Raw genomic sequence first — 1,678 nt, forward strand, 5'->3', positions numbered from 1 at the left:
TTTTTTTTTTTCAAAGCAAAAGACGCCATACGAGTTTCGCTTTATTCTCGGGGGCTCGGAGATGTGTAAAAGAGACGGGGATACGGCCCGCCGCGCGAGGCGCGGCCCGCCCCGGGGCCCATGGCGCCGCGACCGGCGGTGCCGGGCGAGTTCCGCCTGGGCGGGCCGGTGCTGCTGCTGGCGCTGTGCGCGGCGACGCTCGGCACGGTCGTCGCCTGGGAGCACGAGCCGCTCGGCACCACGCTGGTCATCGGCCTCTCCGCGGCGCTCGCGGTGTTCGGCGCGGGCCTGGTGGTGAGCGCGTTCTTCGGCCGCCTCGGCGGCGGCACGGTGGTCGCGGTGGTGCTCACGGGCATGATGCTCGGGGGCGCCTCGGTGCTGCCCGACAACATCACCACCAGCTGGGCGGACACCCGGTGGCGGCCGGTCGCGGCCTCCGCCGTCCGCGACGGCTACGAGCTGGGCAGCGGCAACGCCGAGCTGGATCTGGGCGGCATCAGGCTGGAGGAGGGGCAGACCGTGTCCACAAGCGTCGAGGCGGGGGCCGGTCAGATCCGGGTGATCGTGCCGACCGAGGCCCGGGTGCGGATCACCGCGGAGGTCGGCATGGGCGCGTTCACCTATGACGCGCCGCGCGTGGACAACGGGGACGCCCGCGACGAGAGCTGGGGCGGCGTCGGCCAGGAGCGGACGGAGACCTACCTGCCGCCGGACGGCGTGGAACCCGTGGGCACGGTCGAACTCCGCGTGGAGATGGGCCTGGGGCATGTGGCGGTGGAGCGCGCGTGAACGGGCACAGCGGCATTCCCGCGCGCAACGACCGGCCGCACCGCTTCGAGCCCGCGCGGCTGGTGCTCGGCCTGGCGGTGCTCTGCATCGCCGGGCTGCACCTGCTGCGCGCGACCGGCGGCCTCGACATCCCGCTGCCGGTGCTGTTCGCGCTGCTGCCGTTGGCACTGGTGTGCACGGCGGTGGTCGCCGTGATCACGATGACGGCGCGTCGCGGACGGCGCGGGCCCGGTGCGTTGCCGCGGGGCTAGCCGAACAGGCGACCGCTCCGGCGGGCCTGCCGGGCGGCGATGACCCGTTCGAGCGCGAGCGGGCCGCCACCGGCCAGCAGCAACGTCAGAAAGCCCAGCAGGTAGGGCAGGTCGGCCCCGAGGTAGTACGGGTCGGACGACCAGCTGACCGTCAGCCAGAACGAGAGCGCGAGCAGCGCGCCGCCCGCCGCCGCCCAGCGCGTCAGCAGGCCGATCAGCACGCCGATGCCGACGGCGATCTCGGCCACCGCCGTGCCGTCGAGGACGATGCCCGGATGGTCGAGCGCGAGGTCGGCCAGCCAGCCCGCCGCCGCGTCCTCGCGTGAGGCGTCGAGCATGCGTTCCATCATGTCGGTCGACATGGAGTCGCTGAACGGGCCCGCGTTGGTGAACTTGTCGATGCCCGCGTAGAGGAAGGTGAGGCCCAGGAAGAGCCGCAGCGGCAGGAGCGCGAGACGGACGGCGCTGTCGCGCAGGCCGCCGCCGGGGCCGCCCGTGCCCGGGAGAGGGCCGCGGGCCGCGGGGCCGCCCAGTTGTTGCGTCACTGACATGTGGTCCGACCTTTCGTCATCGGGTGGGGGCCGGTGGGTCGGTTGGCAGGCCGGTCAGTCTGCCACGGCGGGAGGGGCGCCGGTCGC

At 73.4% G+C, this 1,678-nt stretch carries 3 protein-coding genes; 2 read left to right on the forward strand and 1 reads right to left on the reverse strand.

The window, feature by feature from the left end; translation table 11 throughout:
• Positions 1–120 precede the first annotated feature (120 nt).
• Together ADY01_RS35495 and ADY01_RS35500 are read left to right on the forward strand one after the other, a co-directional pair.
• On the forward strand, positions 121–789 hold the full coding sequence (locus tag ADY01_RS35495; RefSeq protein ID WP_049580994.1) for a LiaF domain-containing protein: 669 nt from the start codon (positions 121–123) through the stop codon (positions 787–789).
• Entirely contained in the window at positions 786–1,040 is a 255-nt protein-coding gene (locus ADY01_RS35500; RefSeq protein ID WP_234320549.1) for a hypothetical protein, read from the forward strand. Before ADY01_RS35495 ends, ADY01_RS35500 begins: the two co-directional genes overlap by 4 nt.
• Here the strand turns inward: ADY01_RS35500 and ADY01_RS35505 are convergent.
• On the reverse strand, positions 1,037–1,591 hold the full coding sequence (locus ADY01_RS35505) for a DoxX family protein (protein ID WP_049580995.1): 555 nt from the start codon (positions 1,589–1,591) through the stop codon (positions 1,037–1,039). The genes ADY01_RS35500 and ADY01_RS35505 overlap by 4 nt on opposite strands.
• Positions 1,592–1,678 lie beyond the last annotated feature (87 nt).

The organism is Streptomyces sp. SBT349 (genome assembly GCF_001083795.1).
Taxonomy (GTDB): domain Bacteria; phylum Actinomycetota; class Actinomycetes; order Streptomycetales; family Streptomycetaceae; genus Streptomyces.

Bases quoted from the DNA above. Each gene is read 5' to 3' on its own strand.
- ADY01_RS35495 (WP_049580994.1), top strand. From the start codon at position 121: ATGGCGCCGCGACCGGCGGTGCCGGGCGAGTTCCGCCTGGGCGGGCCG.
- ADY01_RS35505 (WP_049580995.1), bottom strand. From the start codon at position 1,591: ATGTCAGTGACGCAACAACTGGGCGGCCCCGCGGCCCGCGGCCCTCTC.